Source organism: Aquabacter sp. (assembly GCF_965279295.1).
Taxonomy (GTDB): Bacteria; Pseudomonadota; Alphaproteobacteria; order Rhizobiales; family Xanthobacteraceae; genus Aquabacter.
In genome coordinates, this window is record NZ_CBDIHQ010000014.1 from 232,735 (window position 1) to 250,779 (window position 18,045).

At 60.0% G+C, this 18,045-nt stretch carries 9 protein-coding genes and 2 pseudogenes; all 11 read left to right on the forward strand.

The features are described from left to right. Positions 1–5 precede the first annotated feature (5 nt). The gene (locus ADADO0_RS10110; RefSeq protein ID WP_511305004.1) at positions 6–2,057 is read left to right on the forward strand and encodes a hypothetical protein; all 2,052 of its coding nucleotides are present in this window, start codon (positions 6–8) and stop codon (positions 2,055–2,057) included. Continuing rightward, a complete protein-coding gene (locus tag ADADO0_RS10115; RefSeq protein ID WP_511305005.1) occupies positions 2,054–2,785 on the forward strand; it encodes an AAA family ATPase in 732 nt (243 codons plus the stop codon). Before ADADO0_RS10110 ends, ADADO0_RS10115 begins: the two co-directional genes overlap by 4 nt. Before the next feature lie 39 nt (positions 2,786–2,824). Beyond that, positions 2,825–3,223, forward strand: a complete 399-nt coding sequence (locus tag ADADO0_RS10120) for a hypothetical protein (RefSeq protein WP_511305006.1) — start codon at positions 2,825–2,827, stop codon at positions 3,221–3,223. Between the two features lies 1 nt (position 3,224). After that, complete coding sequence (locus ADADO0_RS10125) at positions 3,225–3,704, forward strand: regulatory protein GemA (RefSeq protein ID WP_511305007.1); 480 nt, start codon at positions 3,225–3,227, stop codon at positions 3,702–3,704. Positions 3,705–3,779: 75 nt separating this feature from the next. Continuing rightward, entirely contained in the window at positions 3,780–4,322 is a 543-nt protein-coding gene (locus ADADO0_RS10130) for a hypothetical protein (RefSeq protein WP_511305008.1), read from the forward strand. Positions 4,323–5,371: 1,049 nt separating this feature from the next. After that, positions 5,372–5,902, forward strand: coding sequence for a hypothetical protein (locus ADADO0_RS10135; protein WP_511305009.1), 531 nt, complete (start codon positions 5,372–5,374; stop codon positions 5,900–5,902). Continuing rightward, entirely contained in the window at positions 5,899–6,867 is a 969-nt protein-coding gene (locus ADADO0_RS10140) for a phage protease (RefSeq protein ID WP_511305010.1), read from the forward strand. Before ADADO0_RS10135 ends, ADADO0_RS10140 begins: the two co-directional genes overlap by 4 nt. Position 6,868: 1 nt before the next feature. Beyond that, on the forward strand, positions 6,869–7,783 hold the full coding sequence (locus tag ADADO0_RS10145; RefSeq protein ID WP_511305011.1) for a Mu-like prophage major head subunit gpT family protein: 915 nt from the start codon (positions 6,869–6,871) through the stop codon (positions 7,781–7,783). A 1,951-nt stretch (positions 7,784–9,734) separates the two neighbouring features. Continuing rightward, a pseudogene (locus ADADO0_RS10150) lies at positions 9,735–10,282 on the forward strand (IS5 family transposase); the annotation flags it as partial. 548 nt (positions 10,283–10,830) lie between these two features. Beyond that, the gene (locus ADADO0_RS10155) at positions 10,831–17,508 is read left to right on the forward strand and encodes a hypothetical protein (protein WP_511305012.1); all 6,678 of its coding nucleotides are present in this window, start codon (positions 10,831–10,833) and stop codon (positions 17,506–17,508) included. 155 nt (positions 17,509–17,663) lie between these two features. Continuing rightward, a pseudogene (locus ADADO0_RS10160) lies at positions 17,664–18,044 on the forward strand (integrase core domain-containing protein); the annotation flags it as partial. Position 18,045: the final 1 nt, after the last annotated feature.

Below are 18,045 nucleotides of genomic sequence, written 5' to 3' on the forward strand. Positions count from 1 at the left end.
AGATAATGGCCGCGTGGATCGACACCCCAGCCCTAGCCCACCTCACGGGAACGTCGGAGCGGAAGTGCCGTAGGGCGCTTGAGCTTGCCCATACGCATGTTCGGAGCACATGGCGCGGCGCGACCCTTACCGTTCGCACCTTGCACGGGCGGGGCGGGCGCTCCGGTTTTCGCTACGAGGTTTTGATTTCCTCTCTGCCCCTCGATCTTCAAGAGCGTTTAAAAGCTTCTGAAAAACTGGCCGCAACCTCCATCGAGCCCGTTGCCGCCAGTTCGGCCGAACGGGATTGGTGGTATTTGATCCTCAACCCCGCACTCGCCCACCCCAAGGGCTCCCGAGAGCGCGGCGCGGCAATCTCTTCCATCCTCAGCCGACCGCTCACGGATTGGACCGGCAAGCCCACACACCCCTCCGAGCGCACCTTGCACCGCCAGATCAACGCTTATGAGCGGCATGGCATCATCGGCTTGGCGCGATGGCATCGGAAGGACAAGGGCAAGCCAAAGGTCATCTTGTCCTTTGCATGGGACAAGGCCGCCCCTTTCGACGACGAAATTAGGCAGGAGATCGCCTGGCGACTCCGCGACTACATCCGCGGCCTGTACAAGGACAGCGCCGCATTCGGAATAATCGCCCGCCTCAGCGGTGAAAAGCTGCGCGATCTCTCAGCGGCATATCTGCGGCGCTCGCATGGCATTGATTGTAACCCCGATGAGGTGTTTCCGGGACACGCCTACAAAGTGCCGCGCGGGTTCATAGAGGCTGAATCTCGCTACCGCATTGTCGCCACGTTCAAAAGCGACCGGAAAGCCTACGAAGACAACGAGAAGCCGAGGATATCCCGGACCGCCTCTGGTATGTGGCCCATGGAACTCGTGGTGGGTGACGTACACCATCTTGATATCGTCATGCGCCGGGAAGACGGCAGCACGGCATGGCCAAAACTTATTGCATGGGCCGATCAGGCCACCCGTCGGGTTCGCGTGGATGTCGTCCTTCTCGATAAAGCTACCGGCATCCGCAACGCGGATGTCATTCGATCCTACATCGCCATGACGCAGGATGAGACATGGGGAATGCCGCACAGGCTCTATCTCGACCATGGCTCAGAATATATTTGGCCTGAATTTGTCGATGATGCGATGAAACTTGTCCGGGCTAACACACCCGGCTTCATGTCCTCAATCCATTACTTCGATAGAAGGAGCGATTCCTCAATCGTCCGGGCTAAACCATACAATGCGGCGGCCAAGTTAATCGAAGGTATTTTCGGCCATCTTGAGCGTCACATATTTAATACGATTTTCGGATGGGCCGGCGGAAATCGAATGAACAAGAAGACCGAGAAAGTGGGGCGCCCGACAAAGCCCTTCCCTGGCGACATTGATGCCCTCCGCAAAATTATTGCCTCCTATATGACCATCTACCAGGACCAGAAGCAGACGGGCGACCTCCGGAATCGCTCACCCGCCGATGCTTATCGAGGCGCCGTGCAAGAGGGTTGGCAAAGGATCACGGTAGACCCGAATGAATTGCGCAGTGTGTTCGCAGTCGAGAAGGGACTGAAGTTACGGAAGAGCAGCTTCGAGTTTGGCACCCGCAAATGGAAATGTGACGCCTTGACCGCCCATATCGGGAAGAACGTCACCATCCATATTCCGAAGTTCGAGGAACCCTCTGTCATTCCCGTGATGGACGAGGCTGGCGCTCTAATCGGATTTGCCGAACCCGAGGAGATTTTCGCAGTCTTGGATCCGCGCGGGGCAAGGGAGGCGGGTCGGCAGGCGCTCCTGAAGGAGAAGGCCGTGCGGCAACTCGACCGCAGCGCCCCCGACGTGAACACGACGGAAGAGATCGCGAAGAGCGCCGAACGCGTATCCGCACTGCCGGCCGCACCTATCGCGGGCACCATCAAGGTGAATTCCGAGATCGCGCAACGCTTGGCCCAGGATCCCGAAGAGCGGGAAGAACAGCAACATCGGTTGAAACAGCAGGAGGGCCGCGACCGACTGGCGGCTTTTGAACGCGCGTCGCGAATTATGGGAGGCAGGAATTGAACCAACTCGTTGAAACATCAGTATTTCGGCGCATCCGCACCATCATCGATCTCGCCGTGGATACCGGCCACAACGTCGCGATTATCGGATCGGCTGGCGTGGGGAAGACCACCGCACTGCACGCTTACACCTCCGATTATATCCGCGTTGCACACATTACAATGACAAAGGTTATTTCTAGATCAATGCGAGAATTGCTGAGCATTATATGTGAAAAGGTTGAAATTAGAACTTGGGATAGAGAATCTATATACGACATGCAACACTCGCTCCGGCGCTATCATTTGGGCGATTGGATCGTCGTCATTGACGAAGCTCAGATGCTGCCTCTGGATCATCTGAAACAGCTTCTAGATTTCAGTCCGACCGACAACGGCTCGCTCCGGTTCGTGTTCTGCGGGAATGAAGAAGTTCTAAAGCAGATCAATTTGGAGCGCGGGGCGCTTACGCAGATCGGCCGACGCATCAAGCTTAGAGATACGATAGCGGGGATCGAGGACGAAGACTCCGATGCCCTGACCAATTTCTTCGGAGCGGACGCTCATGAAACCATGCGGGCGATAGGTCGACGCTTCCACACCGATGGGATTGTCGCGGTGCTCAGCCTCGCTCGGCGCTTCGCCAGGGGCGAAGCCATTAAGCAGGGGCACGTGCTCGACGCCCTTGATGTCCTTACCCAGTACCGAGTCGCACTTGAGACGAAACGTAAGCGCGGCAAGGCCGACTGAGCGTACCGCGTAAAACTCTCTCCTAACTAGGACCTCCCCATGATTAACGATGTTGACGCCGCCGCAGGGCGGACGGCGAATGGCGAAGCTGTGTCCCTCGACCACAATTCGTGGAACGTGCAGGAAGGGCGCTCGTATAACGGCGGCAAAGTATTATTAGCCGCCTCGCGAGCCAAACGGACATCGCTTTTCGCGAATGCTCAAGGAGTTATTAATTCCGATGATTTCGCCTCTGACCACTCACGCGTCACCGACCGAATACGCTCACTGATTTGGTGCATACGTATACTTGAGGAAGAGGCCGGGCGCGATCAAAAAAAGCTCGATCGGATGAGCTATGTCATGGATACATTCCTGGAATCCATCGGATGGTGGATGGATGATCTTGATGAGGTCGGCGAACTTGCCCGGAAGCTGTATGCTGCGGAGGGCGAATGACATGCTCACACCCAAACAGATCGCCCTTATCCATCTGGCGACTAAGCGCCTGGGATTCGACGATGAGATTTACCGCGCCATTCTTATGGCCCACGGCGGCGTCGCCAGTGCAAAGGAACTCGACTTTCGCGGCTTCGAGCGGGTTATGGCCTATTTCACCGCCCACGGCTTTCGCTCCACATGGACCAGCCGGACCTTTGGCGAACGCCCCGGCATGGCCTCGCCGAAGCAAGTGGACCTGATACGCAGCCTTTGGGCTCAATGGTCAGAGGATGGCGAGGAAACCAGCTTGAACGCTTGGCTCGAAAAGAGCTTTCAGGTGTCGGCGCTGCGCTTCCTGCCCTCACCCCTGGCAGCGAAGGCAATCACCGGTCTCAAGGCCATGGTCCGACGAAAAAGGGGGGCGCGCCGCGTGATCGGCGCGTCTTCCACCGACCCAGCGTCGGATACTTCGCCGTTAAAGGGTCATTTAACGCCGTGAGCGGCCGTTCCATATACAAACGCGACCGTGCAATGTGGCGTACGAAAACGGCCGCTGGCGGGCATGGGGCTAAGAATGACAGGGCAGCAGCAGATGGAATCCGGCGCACCGAGCCAAAATGCCAAAGATGCGTTTAGTGCGGTGGGCGTGCTGTTTCATCACTTCGCGCATCTAGAAGTTGCGGTGAATGAAGCAATCGGAAAGGCAACCGGTATCAACGACGTTAACACTCATGTGGTGGTCTCCGCTCTCGCCTTCGGCAAAAAGCTCGACATACTAAGGAAGGTTGCAAAGCAAGTTGAGGCTAATCGATTAAAGCGGCCTTTCGCTGATGTTGTCGTCGAAATTCAAGATCTGGCGAAAGCGCGTAACCGCTTCGCCCACCATGTGTTCGAGCCTGCCTCGGGTGGGGTCAATTTAACGCTGATTGGGGTTGAGTCTCACCCTGTGGAGCGGTTTTTCAGCTTTGGAGAAATGAAAACCCTGAGCGACCGCATGAGAGAGTGCCGGTATGAGGTCGAGACTTTTGCGGAAGCCGTCATAGGCCTCACTGCCAAAGAATTCTTGGATATCATTATGCGGGATCTCCCGTCGGATGGGGATCGGGAAGACGGGTGAAGGGGGATTCGGCCTGAATCCTTAGCCTAAAGGGAGCTATTAGACGTCAGCAAGCGCCGAAGCCATTAAAGCCCGCCTTGGACCCTTGCCCTTCATTTTTTCGGACTTGATCTTGTGACGCCTAGTTTCGGAGGCCATAGAGGGGAGGTGGTCGCCCTGACAACCGGGAAATTGCCTGTCCGGTTGGGTTGCCCGCTTCGGCGGCTAACTCTTACGGGGAGAGTGGCGTACCCCCTGGGCGACCACACCTGAAGGCGCACCAGTTCAGGCAGCGAGGCCCGCATGAAAGCATGGGTTGTGATTAGAGAGGGGCCATCTCACGCCACAGAGGTGGTAGCGATCATTTCCGCCCGAATGCGCGCCCGGCGCGTAAGGGAGCAAGTACGCTGGCTTTACGCACTGCTAGAAAGCGGCCCCGCCACGCACATTGAATTGGCGCAATACCACCAGCCCCACTGCAGTTCTGACCCATATGCGGTGAAATTTCATACAACGAACACTGGCGCTTCCTACGAAGAAGCGATGTACACCGAGGGAAATCCGTGGCTCACAGCTTGCTTGGCCAGCAACGTCCGCCTCATTGAGACGGAAGGTGAACCACCAAACCTGCAATGGACAACGCCCCCAGTGCCTATTTGCGATCCACAGACTCGGCTGGTGGTCGCCAAGCGAGACGGCAGGACACGCCGAGCACCGGTTCGGTTGCCCCTGGGCAGGTGAGGCGCCGAGGTTGCGTGGAATGCCAAAACGTCCATATTGGGCTAGCGATCGCCGTGACAACCGGGAAATTGCCGGTCCGGTTTGGTGGCTCACCTCGGTGAGTGACTGCTACGGGGAAGGTGGCGTACCCCCTCGGCGATCGCACCCGACTTTCCTATCGAGCACTCAGATTTGCATCGGGCCGCGTTGGGCCGCATTATCTTAGTGCGGCGTCGTGACAACCGGGAAACTCGCCTTCCGGCTGGGTGGTCTGCTTCTGCGGATGATTCTTACGGGGAAGGTGGCGTACCCCCTCGGCGACTGCGCTTCTAATTCATCTGTCGAAAACCGTGCTTGGCCACAACTGGTTGCGGGCAGATATAGCCCGCAAATACATGCCTACTATCGGGATGGAAATTCAGTGGCTCTCCGCATCTGGCGATCTGTACAGCTCCAAAATTCCGTATCCCGTGCGGACGTGGGTCGAGCTGATTGGGCTTGATGCCACGGCGGAACTCCTCATCAAACTGGGCGGCACCAAAATCAAGCCCGGCTCAATATTTTCCAATAATTCATTCGTTTCTAAAATTTTCGGCCCAGAGAACGCGGTTAAACTAGGCCAAAATCTGTTTGGAAGTCATATTCGGGTTCCTTTGAGCAATAGATTTCTATCGCGTTATCTAAGATCAAAGAGCCACTCGATCGCGAGCATCGCTCGTATCCTTAGGGTATCTGACCATACCGTCAGGAAATATCTCAAACCCGATGCACGGCAGAAACAATATCCGGGCGATATTCTATCCGTTTATCCAAAATCGAAACCCGGTGACGGCGTTGCGAAATACCCGGACGATAAAAATGCGCGCGGGACAAAAGCATGAGCTATCGCGCCAGAACGGCCTTGAGCCTGCATTCCGTCCCTACTGAGAGCGTACGCCAAAGCTGGATACACCTTCTTCCGGCCGGCGTTTTCACAGGGCGAGATGGCCGTGGCCCATTTCGCGTTTCAAATGCCGCCGCTGTTTTGCAGGCAAGTCGCAAATATGCCGGCGCTCGCATGATCCCTGTTGATTACGAACACCAGATCGATCTGGCGCCTAAGAACGGACAACCTGCGCCCGCCGCAGGTTGGATAGATGCGCTTGAGGCTCGTCGAGATGGGATTTGGGGTCGCGTCACGTGGACCGAACGCGCTTCTGAATATCTCGAAAGAAAAGAATATCGCTACCTCTCCCCAGTGATGCTGTGCGCTTCAGATGGAACCGTAAAGAGCATTCTGCGAGCGGCGCTCACCAATCATCCCAACCTTGATCAATTGACCGCACTTTCGCGGTCGGAGATGCCCATGGACTCGAAGGAAACCCTGCACGCTCGTCTCCGGGAAATGCTCCAACTCCCTGACGAAAGCACCGACAATGAGATCGCCCGCGCAGTCGAAGACCTGCTCACCGCCCGGCATAGTTCGGCGCCAGACCCGAGCTTGTTCGTTCCGATCGGTGCATTCGAGACGGCAGTCTCCGAAGTCAATCGTCTAAATCAGGGCGTATCCCACAGGGATGCCCACGACCATGTTTCGCTTCAGGTGAGAAACGGCAATCTCCCGCCAATTCTTAAAGAATGGGGCATTGCTTTGTGCGGAGTGAACAAAGTCGCCTTCGATGCCTTCGTGGAGCGCACCAGAGGCGCCTTCAATTCGATTATCGACCCGAAAGCGAAAGAGACCTCGACCTCCCGTCACGTCTCATCCCGCCTCGGTGACGATGAACTGGAAATTTGCGCTCGAATGGGCGTTTCAGAAGACGAACTTCTGAAAGCCCGCGCCTTCAACACCTCTGGGCGAGACTGACATGCTCATCAATCGATCCAATCTTTCCACCCTTTTCGACGCCTTCAACGCGGCTTTTACGAAAGGCTACTCCGGCGCGGAAACCGCATACGAAACCATCTCCATGGTTGTCCCATCTTCTACCACGTCCGAGACATACGGCTGGCTTGGCCAGTTTCCGAAGATGCGGGAGTGGGTCGGAGATCGCATCGTGCATAACCTTGCAGCACATACCTTTTCGATCACGAACCTCAAGTTCGAGAACACCGTCAGCGTTGGCCGCACCCAAATCGAAGACGACCGCTACGGGGTTTTCGCTCCCATCATGGCGGAGATGGGGAAAGCTGCGGCGGAGCACCCAGACGAATTGATTTTTTCCCTTCTGGCGCAAGGGTTCGGCACGCCGTGCTATGATGGACAGTACTTCTTCGACGGCGACCATCCCGTCAAGAACGCTGCTGGCGCCACCGTCTCGGCGAGCAATTTCCAGAGTGGCAGCGGCGCCCCGTGGTATCTGCTGGATTGTAGCAGAGCGATCAAACCCTTGGTTTATCAGGAGCGCCTTCCCTACAAGCTCACGCCCCTGACCGATGACGGCGACGACAACGTGTTCTGGAAGGACGAATACGTCTACGGCGTTCGCGCGCGGTCAAACGCTGGTTTCGGGTTGTGGCAGCTGGCCTTCGCGTCGAAAGCGCAACTGACGGCAGACAATTATGAGGCAGCGCGAGCAGCGATGATGAATCTGCGCGGCGATGAAGGCCGGCCACTTGGCGTCAAGCCGAATATCCTTGTTGTGCCTCCCAGCCTGGAAGGTGCGGCTATGCGCCTGCTCAACAACGGGACCCGGATTGTGACTGTCGGCGAGGCTGCGGTTGCCGTTCAGAATGAATGGGCGGGAACTGCAAAACCGATTGTCACGCCATGGGCGGCATAGATCAAATGAGGATCCCCGAAGCCTCTGCCGATACACAGCCATGCGATCGGAAGGACGGGGCCGAGGCCGTACCGGCTGCATTCGCAACGGTGGCTGACGTGCCTGTGGTGACCATTCCCGTGGCCCACTATGCGGAACTTCTTGAATGCCGCCGGCGGGATTTAGAAAGAGCATCCGAGAAGCAAGCCCGACGCTATGAAGTTCCGCCGCGCTCACCTCTTGAACGAGATACGGAGATTGCCGCCTTTTTCACAGAACGATTCGGAGCGATGGACGTGCTGGATATCGTCCGCGCGTGTCGGAATCGATTTGGCGCGGACCGCACCCCGTCACGGACCGCCGCATACTATTTCTGGAAGAGATTGCGCGATCGCGCCCCGTCCAGCGTTTGAGCCTGAAACTCGCGGAAAAAAGAGCCGGTTATCCCGCGAGGACCCGCCAGGATCGGCGAGGTCCCGCATAACTCCGACAAAAAGCGTTGGAGATCGACACAGAGAGATAACGTACCCATCGCAAAACGTTGCAAATCAAAGACAGTGCATGTTCTGCACTCGGAAATTTGGCGAACGCCAGGACCAGAATCCAGAAGATATATACGGAACACCTTGATTTAACTTGTGTTTTTGCGGCCTTCATTCCTGCGCGGGGCTGCGGTGAAGCCTGATTGCGGACCCTATTGCGGACCCTAGGACCGATCGACATCCACCTCGCCGCAATCATGATCTGGCTACGGTGAATGTCGATCGGTCCTAGCCCACCTCACGGGAACGTCGGAGCGGAAGTGCCGTAGGGCGCTTGAGCTTGCCCATACGCATGTTCGGAGCACATGGCGCGGCGCGACCCTTACCGTTCGCACCTTGCACGGGCGGGCGGGCGTTCCGGTTTTCGCTACGAGGTTTTGATTTCCTCTCTGCCCCTCGATCTTCAAGAGCGTTTAAAAGCTTCTGAAAAACTGGCCGCAAACTCGATCGAGCCCGTTGCCGCCAGTTCGGCCGAACGGGATTGGTGGCACCTCATTCTCCTCCCCGCGCTCGCCCATCCCAAGGGCTCCCGAGAGCGAGGCGCGGCAATCGCTTCCATCCTCAGCCGACCGCTCACCGATTGGACCGGCAGGCCCACTAGCCCCTCCGAACGGACACTTCATCGTCAGATCGCCGACTTTGAACTGCATGGCATCGCCGGCCTCGCCAAATGGCACGGGAAGTACAAGGGCAAAGCCAAGGTTCTGATTTCAAGGGCGTGGGATCAGCTTATGCCTTTCGACGACGCCACGCGGCAAGAGATTGCGCACGATCTGCGCTCTCATATTCAGGGCCTCTATAAGGCTGGCACGTCTTTCAAGCTTATCGACGCCCTTGCTGCGGATTGGCTCGCGAAGCGCACCGCGAAAGAAGACTTCCGCGAGATAACCGACGAACTGCGGCAGGGCTGCTCTGTTCCGCGCCGTTTTATCGAGGCGGAAAGCAGGTTCCGAAAGGTCGCCATCTTCAAGAGGGACCGTAAGGCTCATGAAGATGCGAGGCCGCGCGTCTCGCGCCACCGTGACGGCTTGAATCCCATGGATGTGGTGTTCGGTGACGTGCACCGACTGGATATTATCATGCGCCGAGATGATGGAACGACGGCACATCCTAGAGCTATCGCCTGGCTCGATGCCGCGACTAACCGCTTGCGCATGGACCTGGTGCTTCCACCAAAAGGCGATGACGTTCGCAACGCTGACCTTATCCGCAGCTTCATCAACATGACCCAGGACCCCACTTGGGGCATGCCGGCACGGCTCTACATCGACAATGGCAGCGAATATGGCTTTGCGGACTTTCTCGATGACGCGCTGAAGCTGGTGACACGCGGCATGCTCGAAAGCGTTGACTACAGCGGAAACTACCAGCGTGACCCTAGTGTAACAAATGCTCGCCCATACAATGCCCAGGCTACCCCGATCGAAGGAGAGCGTTACGGCCCGCGCACCACGCTCTACAATCGTTTCGTGCGTTGGCGTGCAGCCGGGGTTTGGGATCGCCTGCTGGAAGCCGTCTCCGCCGCCTATGACGACGCTCTGGTGATGATCGACAGTTCCTGTGTCCGGGTCCATCAGCATGGCGCAGCGGTCAAAAAGGGGGCGCCGATGATCGTTGCATGGGACGCTGCCGGGGCGGACTGACCACCAAGATCCATGCCCTCGTCGATGCCGAGGGCCGCCCCATCCGGCTCATCCTCACCGCCGGACAGGCCGGTGACGCACCGGCCGCCCAGGCCCTCCTAGCGCATCTGCGCGAGGGGAGCATCCTGCTCGCCGACAAAGCCTATGACACCGACGCCATCCGGACAGAGACTTCCGATCGCGGTGCGTTCCCGAACATCCCGCCGCGGATCATCCGCAAGCGGACTTTCGCCTTCAGTCCCTGGCTCTATCGCCAGCGCAATGCCGTCGAGCGCTTCTTCAACCGCATCAAACAGATGCGCGGCCTCGCCACCCGCTACGACCGGCTGCCTTAAAACGATCTCGCGGCCCTAAAACTCGCGGCCGTCCGAATATGGATCCGGACTTTATCAGTCCGCTTCCTAAGCGAGGATCGTCGAGCATCCGGCCAATCCCGCCACCCGAACCCCTCGGCTTCGGACCATTGGCGCTCGATATTTCGAAAGCGGCCTGCCAGCTTCTCAATGTCAATTTACATAAATACACGCGGGAGAAAGCCAGAAACATCGCTGTCAAGAAAGTCCATCTTGGAATGGGCCAAAGTTTTTTTAATAAAACTCCCTGCGGGCATCGCCGCCTGGTTGACAAGCTTGACCTTGGCGATATCCAGATCGGCCTTGAGAAAGATTATCCAGGCGTCCCTCTGAGAAAATTTCCATGCCTGCCGTTGATGAAAGGCCCTGGGGAGCGGCCCGGGTTCGATAGGTATTAAGAAAAGACAAGAAAACATGCCATTCGACCCGATCGGTGGAAGCTGTTGCGGCTTGCCTTCGCAGTTGCGGGCGATTTGGTTGCCCGCGCGAACGGCGGCAGGCTTAAATAATTAGGTTTTTGGGGGCGGAGGATGATCTTGATGCAAGTGGGTGCCTGCGGTTTCGGCCGGCTCATGCTGGCGGTCACTTATCCTTCCATCAAGGGGCTCACCGATTGGGTGAGAAGCCTGACGCCGTCTACAGAACGTCGCCCATATCGAACATATCTTCCTCAGGCCGGCGGCGTCGCGCTAGGCCTGTTCCTTTGCGGGAGCGGTCTGGCTTGGGCGCAGGAGCTGCCGCTTTCGTTCTCTCCGTCAGGCTGCTGCACCTCAAGCGTCGACTATCCCTCTGACGGCGGTGCACCGACGGCGTATGTCACGGCGACGGAGAGCGCAACGATCAGTATTGGCAACATCTCGCTCACCACGGGCAATAAGCCGGTGCCGGCGTCGAACAACGGTAATTCTACCCTGAACGTGACCATCAATCCCACGTCGTTCGGATCGGACGGTCAGCAATATGCATTCGGCGTATTCGGCCACGCCACCCAGGATACCTATGACGGCGGTGAGAATGCAGCGCAGGCGTCGTGGGCCATCGGCCCAACGCTGGATATCGTCAATATGGCAAAGATCGAACTCGGCGCGGCATCGCCCTTCACCTTGGCTTCCCCTCTTTCGTTTTCGACCGCGAGCACGCTCCTCGCTGTGTCGACCGGCGCAGACGGCTATTTACAAGGGCAGAACAAGACCCCTCCGGACAGCACCGTTTATAACGGCGCGGCTGGCGGCGTAATTACCGTTACCAACAGCGGTTCGATCTCTATCAATGCAGCGGCCAGCGGCAACTCGGGTGCGCCCTGGATGCCGTTCGCGAGCGCCATCGGCGCCTTTACAGCTGGTGGCATCGGCGCCGGTGGGAAGACGAATGACTGGGATATCGGCGGCAACGGAGGCGATGGCGGCGCGCTCGTCATTGCCACCGGTGCGGGCTCGGAGATCATCATCCAAGGGTCGGGCAATCCCGGCGCGCCCCTCAACGGCATCACCGCCTATTCGCAAGGGGGAGGCTCCGGTTGCGATTGCAGCGGCGACACCGCGAATACCCATGGCCTGTCTGGCTCAGGCGGCGCGATCACGGTTGAACATTCCGGAAGTATCACTGGCACCGCTGTCAACAGCATCGGCATATCGGCGATCTCGATCGGCGGCGATGGTGGCCTGCAAACGGGCCACGGTATCGGCGCGAACCCCGGTACATCAGGCCCGGGCGGGACGGTCGACGTCACACTCTACAGCGGTTCATCCATTAGCTTGAGCGGAGGCGACAGCATCGGCGTGCTGGCGGCCAGCTCCGTGGGACCGTCCGCGCAGTCAAACACAACGAGCAGCGGAGGCGCCGTTGCGGTGGTCGTCAATTCCGGCGCCAGCATCAGCACCACAGGCGGTGGCGCTTTCAATATTGGCGTGGCAGCGGTCAGCACCGGCAGCCCGGACATCATTGAGCCTTTTGCCACCCAGACAGTCGCCGCCAACGGCAGCGGGTTCAGCGGCGCGGTCAGCGTCACGAATGCGGGTTCTATTGCCACCAACGGTCAATTGGCGATCGGCATTGCCGCTCTCAGCCTCGGCGGGTCCGGCGTCTTCACCACGGCGAGCAGCACGAGCGACAATTATCTAGGCAATATCGGAACGCAGAACAACGGCGGCGGCACCATCAACGTCACCAACGCCGGCGCGATCAGCACGAACGGCGGATCTGCCTTCGGCATCCTGGCCGCAAGCAACGGCGCCGGTGGATTGATGAATCTCGCATACAATCTCGACAACGGCAGCTTGACCAGTAGCAGCGTCGTCGGCGGGCAAACCTCGAGCAATAACGGCTCGGGTGGCAGCGTCACGGTGTCAAATTCCGGCACCATCATCACCGGCGACGCGAATGGAGGTGGCAAACTCGCGATTGGCATTTTGGCCCAATCGATCGGCGGTGGCGGCGGCAGTTCCGGCGGAAGCGGCGTCGCAGCCTTTGTCGGAGATGATGGCGGCACCGGAGGCCACGGTGGCTCGGTCGCCGTCACCATGAACGGCGGCCAGATCACGACCAGGGACGACGGCGCGATCGGCATCCTCTCCCAGTCCATCGGTGGCGGCGGCGGCAATGGCGGCAATGCTGCGGGCGTGTTCGTCGCCGTCGGCGGGAATGGCGGCAGCGGCGGCAACGGCGGACAGTCCGCCGTCTATCTCAACAATGCCAGCGGCACCAACAACATGCTGACGACGCTCGGCGATTTCGCCATGGGCGTGCTGGTCCAGAGCGTCGGCGGCGGCGGCGGCAACGGCGGCTATGCCACCAGCGCCGGCATCGTCATTTCCACATCTATCGGCGGCGCCGGCGGCTCGGGCGGCATCGGCGGGGCGGTGATCTTCTCGAACTTCGGCTCGAATGCATCCACCACCATCATCACGCAGGGCCTGCAATCCTCAGGGGTCATCGCCCAAAGCATCGGCGGGGGCGGTGGCAATGGCGGCGCCGCGAACGCCTATTCCGTCGGCCCCGGGTTGAGCATCTCTATCGCGCTGGGCGGCAATGGCGGCGGAGGCAAGCAAGGCGGCACGGTGGACGCCACCAATAATTACAAGATCTACACGGGGGGAGCGGATTCCATCGGGATATTGGCGCAGAGCATCGGCGGTGGCGGTGGGAACGGCGGCAACAGCATGGCGAAATCGCTGACCATTCCGGCCCCGGACGATCCGATCCCAGCCATCAGCTTCTCCGTATCCACCGGCGGCAGCGGTGGTGGTGGCGGGGCCGGCGGCGTCATCAATGTCGCGAATGGCGGTCAGATCTATACGGCCGGAGACGGGGCGATCTCCATCCTGGCGCAGTCCATCGGCGGCGGCGGCGGAAACGGCGGGGATTCCACCGCCACATCAAAGGCTATCGAGGGCGGATCGGGCACCATCAAGATCGCCATCTCCCATGGCGGAAGCGGTGGCGCCGCCGGCAATGGCGGTGAGATCAACGTCGTCAACGGGCAGCAGGCGGCATGCCCCGGCTGTAACGGCCACATTGAGACGGCCGGCAAGAATGCGATCGGCATCCTGGCCCAATCCATCGGCGGGGGCGGCGGAAATGGCGGCGCCGGCAATTCCTCGACGGGTAGCCCGAACTTCGGGGGAGAGACCGGCACGACCGTCGACGTTGCCCTGTCGGTGGGCGGTGGCGGCGGCGTCTCCGGCAGCGGCCAGGACATCTTTGTCCAGAACCTCCTCAACAGCTCCATCGTCACCTTGGGCTCGGGCGCGCAAGGCATTTTGGCGCAGTCCATCGGCGGGGGCGGCGGCAATGCCGGCGGCGGGTCGGCGTCCAGCTCCGGCGACACCTATAATGTGAATATCGCCGTGGGCGCGAATGGCGGCACCAGCAATATCGGCGGCGCGGTGACGGCGGATAATGCCGGCCTCATCAGAACGGACGGCGGCGATGCCACCGGCATCTTCGTTCAGTCCATCGGCGGCAGTGGCGGGACGGCGGGCACCGCCGATCCCGATGCCTCCATCGGCGCGGCCGCCCAGATCGAAGACGTGCTGAACAAGCCGGGCGCCTCCTACAATGCAAATCTGGGCGTGGGGGGGACAGGCGGCAGAGGTGGAAACGGCTCTTTCGCCACTGTGGCCAACAGCGGTGTCATCGACACAATCGGCCAGCGCTCCTTCGGCATCCTGGCGCAAAGCATCGGTGGCGGCGGCGGCTCCGGCGGATCGGCAACGGCCTCCGCCAGCGCGGTCTATGACGGCGGCGCCAATCCCGACACAGCCAAAAGCAAGACCTACAGCGCCAATATCTCGGTCGGCGGTTCCGGTGGCGGGGGTGGCAACGGAAGCACCGTAACAGTGGAGCAGATCGGCACGCTGGTCACGCTCGGCTATGGCGCTCATGGCGTATTCGCCCAGAGTATCGGCGGTGGCGGCGGCGTTGGCGCCGATGGAACCATCAGCAGTTTCACGACCGTCAGTGTCGGGGTTGCCGATTCCGGCAGCGGCGGCTCGTCCGGCGGCGGCGGCATCGTGACAGTCCTGAATGGCGGAACAGGCACCGTGAACGGCGCGTCTGTGACCGGCGCGGGTACGATCCTCACTGCGGGCGACGATGCCTATGGCATCCTGGCGCAAAGCATCGGCGGCGGCGGCGGACAAGGCAGCGCCGGCTGCACCAATTCCGCGGGCATCATCAACGCGGGCCTGTCCGCCACCCCCTGCCTGCGCAGCGTCAGCCTCACGGCGGCCAATTCCCCATACAGCACGGTGATGAACCTCAATCTCGGCGGCGGCGCGGGCGCCGACGGCGATGGCGCGAGCGTCAGCGTCACCCAGAGCATCGCCGGCAGCAGCATCACCACCTATGGCGCGCGCGCCTTCGGCATCGTGGCGCAAAGCATCGGCGGCGGCGGCGGCATGGCGGCGGGCGCTTCCAATATGCTTAACAGCGCGGTATTGACCCCGCAGATTGGCGCCAACGACTCGACAGGCGGATATGTTTCCGTGGCGGTCGGCGCCGGAACCGATATCATGACCTTCGGAGCGGGCGCCTGGGGCATCCTGGTGCAAAGCATCGGTGGTGGCGGCGGCTTCGTGGGGGATTCCTCCCTCAACATTGCCGCCGCGTTGGCATCAAACACGCAATCTAAGGGCAGTCTCACTGGAAACGCGTCCAGCGGCGGTGTCACCGTGACCGTGAACGGCAATATCGTCACAAGCGGCGTTAACGCCCACGGCGTTTTTGCCCAGTCCATCGGCGGCAGCGGCGGTGCAGCCGCAGGCCTGGCGCTCTTGCCCAACGCCGCGTTGGTGGCCGGGAACACTGCACAGGTCTACAACGAAACCAATTCGACCTATGCGGGCAATGGCGGCTCTATCATTGTCAGTCAGGGCGCTGGAAGCATTATCCAGACCAGCGGGCTGGGCTCCATCGGCATCTTCGCCCAAAGCTCCGGCAACAGCACGACTTCGGGTCAAATCACCCTCAAAATCGACGGCACCGTGTTGGGCGGCACCAATGCTGGCTATGGCGAAGGCATCGGCGCTGCGGGCATCCTGGTTTCGGGCGGGGGAGGAACCAGCAGTATCCTGAACACGATCACCATCGGCGCCAGCGGGTTCGTGGGCACGGTGGACGGCATCTCAGGCACTGCCATCCTCGCCAATTCCAGCATCACCAACGTGAGCAACGCCGGAACGCTCGCCGGCAGCGTCGATCTCGGCGCGACGCCCGGTGGCATCTCCAATACCGGCACCTTCAACACCGGTTCGAGCATCGTCGCCAGCAGCCTGACCAATCAAGGCAGGCTGAACATCGCCGGCTTGGGCACCGTCGGCAGCACTCAGCTTTCCAGCAATCTGACGCAAGCGGCAAGCGGCTCAATCGGGATCGACATCGACAGCCAAGCCGGCACCAACGACATCCTCAACATCGCCGGCACCGCGTCCATGAGCGGCACGGTGGCCCCCACCTTCACCAACCTGCTGCCCGGCGCCATCACCTTCCTGGTCGCAAACGGCGGCGTCACGGGTACCCCGACCGCCGTTTCCACGCCGGTGGTAAGCTGGTTCGTCGGCAGCTCATCCAACGCACTCACCTTGACGCCCACAGCCAACTTCACCCCAGCCGGGGTTGCGATGAACAAAAACGAGACCGCATTCGGCAACTATGTCCAGCGGGCCTGGAACAGCGGCGGCACAAGTGCTCTCGCGCCTCTGTTCGGCTACCTCGGCGGGCTGGAAAGCGGTGCTGCCGTGAGCGAGGCGATCGCGACAATGACCCCGCAAACGCTGTCCGCCTACGCCCAGCACCGGCTGATCGCGGTCTCTGCGGCCCTCAGTGCCACCTTCAGCTGCCCGGTGTTCCAGGACAGCGGCACCGTCATGGACGAGAGCAATTGCGTTTGGGCGCGCGTTTACGGCGTCAAGGAGAACCAATATTCCACCTCCAGCGCGCCGGGCTATCAGATCGACGCCATCATCGCCCGCATGGGGGCGCAGAAGGAGATCGCGCCGAACTGGTATCTCGGGGCGTCCGCCGCCTACGAGACCGCCAACTTCGATGCCTCAAGCGGAATTTCCTCGGCCAGCGGCCAAGGGGTCGATGTGGGGGCGACCCTCAAGCACACCATCGGCCCTTGGTATTTCGGTGCCGGCATCAATCTCGGCTATGGCTGGTCCGACACCACCCGCTATGTGCCGTTCGAGGGAACGAACCTTGTCTACAATGGCAATACCGATGTGTGGAGCGCGGCCGGCAGGTTGCGCGCCGCCTACGAGTTTGCCTTTTCAAGCTGGTATCTGCGGCCCTACGTGGACGTTGATCTGGTCTATACGTACCTACCGGCAAGCAGCGAGAGCGGTTTGGCGCTCCTTGGGGTCAATGTCTCGGCGCAAGACCACAGCAGCACCTCGGTATCCCCCCGCCTAGAACTTGGTGCCCGCCTTAACCTGCCCGGCCAGACGATCCTGAGACCCTATGTGACCGCAGGCGTCACATGGCTTTCTAATCCCTCTTGGGAGAGCCAGGTGAGCCTGCAAGGCATGCCGGCCGCGCTGGGCAGCTTCACCGTGATCACAGACATGCCAAGCGTACTGGGCGATTTCGACATCGGCTTCCAGCTTCTTCAGACCAACGGGTTCGAGATCAAGGCGGAGTATGGCGCGCAGATCGGCGAAAATTATCTGAACCAGACCGGGACGTTGCGCCTCGCGTACCACTTCTGAGACAATCGTCGGCGTGCAGATCAATGCCTATGTAAGTTGTAGACGCGCAAAAGGCTCCGCCGATAGTCTTGGCCGCTCGTTTAAATAGACCGACGATCAACAGCCGCCTACTCGCCTGAACTCATCACCCCGACGGATTGGCCTGATCGAGTGGTGAATGCATCGCGATCCGGATCGGATGAAGGCTGAGATCGATCGATGTCATCGACGTTCTGTCGGACCTGTTCATCCTCCGCGGAGCGCCGGGCCACGTCCGATCCGACATTGGTCCTGAGTTCGCAGGCAAGGCCGTGCGTGAGTGGATCGCAGCGGTTGGCTCGCAGACCGCCTTCATCGAGCCCGGCAGTCCGTGGGAGAATGCCTTTTGCGAAAGCTTCAACGTCCGGCTTCGGGACGAACTGCTTAACGCCGAGATCTTCTACTCGCTCACCGAGGCCAAGGTCGTGATCGAAGGCTGGCGGCAGCACGACAACGCTGTACGCGCTAGATCGCGAAGCGGACATGCCCAGTTATCAGGAGCAACTTCACAGGTTTAAT

What these genes read in the sequence shown, in the direction of transcription:
- ADADO0_RS10110 (WP_511305004.1), top strand. Translation starts at nt 6, where the DNA reads ATGGCCGCGTGGATCGACACCCCAGCCCTAGCCCACCTCACGGGAACG.
- ADADO0_RS10120 (WP_511305006.1), top strand. Translation starts at nt 2,825, where the DNA reads ATGATTAACGATGTTGACGCCGCCGCAGGGCGGACGGCGAATGGCGAA.
- ADADO0_RS10125 (WP_511305007.1), top strand. Translation starts at nt 3,225, where the DNA reads ATGCTCACACCCAAACAGATCGCCCTTATCCATCTGGCGACTAAGCGC.
- ADADO0_RS10130 (WP_511305008.1), top strand. Translation starts at nt 3,780, where the DNA reads ATGACAGGGCAGCAGCAGATGGAATCCGGCGCACCGAGCCAAAATGCC.
- ADADO0_RS10140 (WP_511305010.1), top strand. Translation starts at nt 5,899, where the DNA reads ATGAGCTATCGCGCCAGAACGGCCTTGAGCCTGCATTCCGTCCCTACT.
- ADADO0_RS10145 (WP_511305011.1), top strand. Translation starts at nt 6,869, where the DNA reads ATGCTCATCAATCGATCCAATCTTTCCACCCTTTTCGACGCCTTCAAC.
- ADADO0_RS10155 (WP_511305012.1), top strand. Translation starts at nt 10,831, where the DNA reads ATGATCTTGATGCAAGTGGGTGCCTGCGGTTTCGGCCGGCTCATGCTG.